The organism is Streptomyces sp. NPDC051020 (genome assembly GCF_040683105.1).
In the GTDB taxonomy this organism is placed as follows: Bacteria; Actinomycetota; Actinomycetes; order Streptomycetales; family Streptomycetaceae; genus Streptomyces.
Map to the genome: position 1 here is coordinate 1 of NZ_JBFBCG010000176.1, position 4,970 is coordinate 4,970.

Consider the following 4,970-nt stretch of genomic DNA (forward strand, 5'->3'; position numbering starts at 1 on the left):
ATGCCCGCGGACGCGGACGTCATCACGGCTTCGGTACGCAGCGGGTTGATCTCCGAAACGGCACCGACGAACGTGGTCTTACCCACGCCGAAGCCCCCTGCCACCACGATCTTCGCGGAGGTAGTGGAGCGGGCTGCTCCGCCGCTAGAGCTTGCGAAGTCCACTGAGCACCCTTTCGAGCAGTGTCACATCTGGCTGGCCGCCGGCGGACTCGTCGCCGCCGGGCTGATGGATAGCGACGAGTCCGGCCTCGGCCAGGTCGGCTACGAGGATCCGGGCAACGCCGAGGGGGATCGAGAGAAGCGCCGAGATCTCGGCGACCGACTTGATCTCGAAGCACAGCCGGCAGATCCGCTGGTGCTCGGGCAACTGCCCTTGCAGCCGGGACGGATCGGCCGTGGTACTGACCAACGCCTCAATGGCGAGCTGGTATCGCGGTCGGGTCCGGCCGCCGGTCATGGCGTACGGACGGACCAGCGGGTTGTGCGCCTCCGGTGCGGCGGGCTCGGCGGCCCGCCGCGGCTGCACCGGCTGAATCCCGGGCTGCTGGGGCGCGTCCAACCGGTGCGGCCGCTGAGGGTGCTGCGGCTGCTGGGGCCACCCACCGTCCTGGGCCTGCGGCCACCCGCCACCCTGCGCCTGTCGGGGCGGATACGGCTGCTGAGGCGGCTGATAGGGCTGCTGCGAGCCCTGTCTGCTGGGCGTGGAGGGAAAGTTGAAACGGTTGTCCCCCTGCTCACCCGGTACCTGCTGACCACCGTTGTACTGGTGTCCGCCTGAGGGTGTTGCCACGTTTCCTCCTCCGACTGCCGGTCCTGGTCCCAGTGGGGCCGCGCCACCGCACCTTATGGCGCGGTGGCGCGAAACGCACCGCCTGTCTATTAGTTAAGGAGACTTCCCTGCAGTTCGGCACGGAGATCGGGGGTGAGGACACTGCCCGCACGGTCGACCAGAAGTGCCATTTCGTACCCAACCAGACCGATATCGGCGTCCGGATGCGCAAGAACTGCCAGCGAAGATCCGTCAGAGATGGACATGATGAAGAGGAATCCGCGCTCCATCTCCACCACGGTCTGGTTCACGGCGCCGCCCTCGAAGATCCGCGAGGCGCCCGCGGTCAGCGAGGTCAGACCGGAAGCAACGGCCGCCAGCTGGTCGGCACGGTCGCGCGGGAATCCTTCGGACATGGCCAGCAGGAGTCCGTCGGCGGAGACCACCACCGTGTGCGACACCCCGGGGGTGTTGTCCACGAAGTTGGTGATCAACCAGTTGAGATTCTGCGCCGCCTGGCTCATCGGGCTCACACTAACGCTCCTGGTTGTAGGTAGTACTTGCGTCCGAACCAGCGTTACGTCCCCGTTGAATGCCCCGGCGCAGGTTGCTCAACCTGCCTCGGACGTCCTCAGGGGCGCGGGAGACCTGAGGGCCGCCCTGCTGGGTCTGCTCCGCCGTGCCCTCGACCAGATTGGCCTTGGGCACCCGCCGGGGAAGTCCGGACGGGGTGACCCCGCCCGCCTTCGGCTCCCGGAGCTTGTCGGCCCGCTCCCAGCGCTCGTCGTTCGTCGAGCGCCAGTCGTCGGAGCCGTTCCCGTCCTGGTGCGCGGGCGACGGCCGCTGCGGCAACTTCTGCTGCCGCGGCGGCTGCTGCTCGGCTGAGACGGGCTGGTCGTTTCCGCGGCCGGTGGGCTGCCAGTGCTGCTGACCGCCCCGGCGCGGCAGACCGGCATCGGTCAGCTCGTGGCCGGCGTTCGGGGTGGGACCCGGACGGTCGAAGCCTACGCGCTCCTGCGGCTCCGCGGGGGCGCTGGGGACAGATTCCGGTTCGGCCTGCGGTGTGGGTTCGTACGCGTCCTGGTACGTGCCCTGATCTGCCCACTCTTCCTGGTGGGGCTGGGCCGCGAACTGTTCCTCGTAACCCTGCTGAGCGCTCTCCCGGGCGGAATATGCCGCCTCCGGATAGCCGTCCTGCGGTGCGTAGTCGGACTGCTCCGGATAGCCGGTCCCGCCGGGGTACGGGTCGTAGGAACCGTCGTACGAGGCCTGTGCGTACTGCTCCTGCTGCTGACCCTGCTGCGGCTCCTGTGCGTACGGGTCCTGCGCGTACGTGTTCTCGGTGTACGAGGTGTCCGCGAACGGCGCGTCCGCGAACTGCGGGCGCTCGCCGCCCGTCTGGGCCTCCACCGCCGCCCGGCGCTCCTCACGCATCAGTGAGCGGCCCACCGGGTCCAGGTGCGCGGCGTCGGCCGGCTGCTCGTACCGGGAGTCGTCGAAGCCGAGTTCGGCCGCCGTACGCAGTCGGGGCTGCTGCGGCTCCGGCTCGAACGACGACTGCTGCGGGATGATCGAGGAGACGGTGAAGTCGTCCTGAGGGTCAGTGGAGCCGAGGCTCTCGCCCCCGCCGCCGTGGGTGATCGCGTCCGGCAGCATGACCAGCGAGGTGGTTCCGGCCTGTTCGCCCGAGGGGCGCAGCTGGACCCGGATGCCGTGCCGGTCGGCGAGCCGGCCGACCACGAAGAGCCCCATCCGCTGGGAGACCGCGGCGTCCACGGTCGGCGGGTTGGCCAGCTTGTGGTTGATGTCCGCGAAGTCCTCGGCGGTGAGGCCGATGCCCTTGTCGTGGATCTCGATCATCACGCGGCTGTCCGGCAGCCGGGTGGCGGTGACGCGGACCTTGGTCTGGGGCGAGGAGAACGTGGTGGCGTTCTCCAGCAGTTCGGCAAGCAGGTGCACGAGGTCGGTGACGGCCTGACCGTGGATCTCGGTCTCCGGGACACCGGCGAGCTCGATGCGCTCGTACGACTCGACCTCGGAGGAGGCGGCCCGCAGGACGTCGACCAGCGGAACCGGCTGGTTCCAGCGGCGGCCCGGCTCCTCGCCGGCGAGGACGAGGAGGTTCTCGCCGTTGCGGCGCATACGGGTCGCGAGGTGGTCGAGCCGGAAGAGGCTCTCCAGCTGGTCCGGGTCGGCCTCGTTGTTCTCCAAGTCGGTGATGAGGGTCAGCTGGCCCTCGATCAGCGACTGGTTGCGGCGCGACAGGTTGGTGAAGATCGCGTTGACGTTGCCCCGCAGCATGGCCTGCTCGGCCGCGAGCCGCACCGCCTCGCGGTGCACCTGGTCGAAGGCGCGGGCGACCTCGCCGATCTCGTCCCGGCTGGTGATCGGAATCGGCTGGACCCGGGTGTCGACCCGGCCCGGCTCGGTCCGCGACAGCTGGTCGACCAGCATCGGCAGCCGCTGCTCGGCGATCCCGAAGGCGGCGGTACGCAGTTGGCGCATCGAGCGGCTCATCTGGCGGGCCATGAGCCCGGCCAGGAAGTACGCGGCCAGCAGGGCCACCAGCACGATCGCGGCGTTGACGATGGCGTCGGTCCTGGCGCTGGACGAGATGTCCGCGGCCTCGGTCACCGCCTTGTCGACGAGCTCGTCCTCGACCGTGGTGTAGCCGTCGAACTTGGCGGTCGCGGCGGCCATCCAGGTCTCGGGGGTGATCCCCTTGGCCTTCAGCTGGTCGGGGTTTCGCCTGCCCAGACCGATCTCCCGGGCCATGCCGTCGTAGACCGAGCCGTCGATGCTGGGCGGCGCGACGAACGGCACACCGGCCGCGTCGGCCTGCTCCTTGGCGGTCTTCAGCTTCTTCGCACCCTCGGCCGCCGTATCGGCCATGACCTGCTTCAGCCGCGCGGAGTCGGCCTCCGTGCCACCGGAGACGAACTCGCCGAGGGCGATCTGCTCCAGGTAGTTGTACGAGCCGAACGCCTTGACCTGGGCGTCGAACTTGGGGCCCTCCTGGCTCGGGCGCACCAGCAGGTGCATACCGATGGAGCGCTGGAGCGATTCTGCCGCCTTGGCCAGCTCGATCGCGTAGACCGTACGGCCGTAGCTGGTGATGTTGCCGGTGCCGAGGCCGAGTTCGTTGCTGAACTCCATCAGGGAGTGCTGAACCTTGACGTAGCCCTCTTCCGTCTTCACCGGGTCCATGGCCTCGGCGTAGGCGGCCTTGCGCAGGTCGGGGAGGTTGGGCTCCTCCTGCTTGAACAGCTGGAGACGGCGCTCCAGGCCCTGATCCTTCGGCATGCTCTGCACGGCGTCGTCGAACTTGGCGGCGGCGGCGTCAGTGGTGGCACGCGCCTCGGAGACGACCGCGGCGTCACGCTTGTTCGACAACAGGGACTGCGCGGTGAGGTCACGCTCGTTGAGCAGTGCCTGCCCGTACTCCGAGGCCGCGCGGACGATCAGCGCAGTCTTCTCGGCATCCTCGGCCTCTTTCCAGGTGTCGATCGACCCCTTCACCTGGAAGCCGCCCATGATGAGGCCGACCAGTACAGGGACCAGAAGGATGGCGTTCAGCCGGGTGGGCACCCGCCAATTGCGGGGGGACAGCCGGCTGGTGCTGCCACCGGCCGGTGCCTGCTCGGGCACGTCGGAGGGTGACGCCGCGGTGCGCGTCGGCGGGGTGAAATTGTCCCGCTCCGGCTGAACTGCGGAGCCCTCGTTGCTACGCCTCACTCGACCAACAACCTCTCGGCGTCGGCACCTACGCTGTGCCGTTTTTCGTTCAGGGCCGTACTACTCGGGAGTTTCGTCGAATTGCAGCACGGGGACCGGTCGCGTTCCAAACACTCGGAATGAGCCATTCCGAGTGGTCCAAGCCTCGGATAAAACGGGCATAAAGAGCGAGCCCCGTCAAAAGGCGGGGCTCATGTGAGCACAGTGATACCGGCCGAACGCATCGGGTGTCGAAGCCCGGGTAATTCTCTGTCGAAACGTTATGAACACGGGGGCGGATCGTGTCAAAGGACACAGTCCGCCCCCGTGCGACTACGGCAACTGCCGTATGCCCATACCGACTTGCGGCGAGCTTTCGGCTACTTCAGCCGGGCCATCAGCGCGTGCTCCACGAGCGTGATGAGCGCGCTCTTGGCGTCCGCACGGTGGCGGGCGTCCGTGGTCAGGATCGGGGTGTCGGGGCC

General features: G+C 68.5%; 3 protein-coding genes and 2 pseudogenes. All 5 read right to left on the bottom strand.

Features of this window, described 5'->3' with window-relative positions; translation table 11 throughout:
- Nucleotides 1-164: pseudogene (locus AB0N06_RS38000) on the bottom strand (ATP/GTP-binding protein); the annotation flags it as partial.
- A complete protein-coding gene (locus tag AB0N06_RS38005) occupies nt 145-792 on the bottom strand; it encodes a DUF742 domain-containing protein (protein ID WP_358861104.1) in 648 nt (215 codons plus the stop codon). The pseudogene AB0N06_RS38000 and the gene AB0N06_RS38005, both read right to left, overlap by 20 nt.
- An 89-nt stretch (nt 793-881) precedes the next feature.
- Nucleotides 882-1,295: a roadblock/LC7 domain-containing protein gene (locus AB0N06_RS38010; RefSeq protein WP_006127847.1), complete on the bottom strand. Its 414-nt coding sequence runs from the start codon at nt 1,293-1,295 to the stop codon at nt 882-884.
- Between the two features lie 10 nt (nt 1,296-1,305).
- A complete protein-coding gene (locus AB0N06_RS38015) occupies nt 1,306-4,506 on the bottom strand; it encodes a nitrate- and nitrite sensing domain-containing protein (RefSeq protein WP_366139245.1) in 3,201 nt (1,066 codons plus the stop codon).
- Nucleotides 4,507-4,865: 359 nt separating this feature from the next.
- A pseudogene (locus tag AB0N06_RS38020) lies at nt 4,866-4,970 on the bottom strand (ATP-binding protein); the annotation flags it as partial.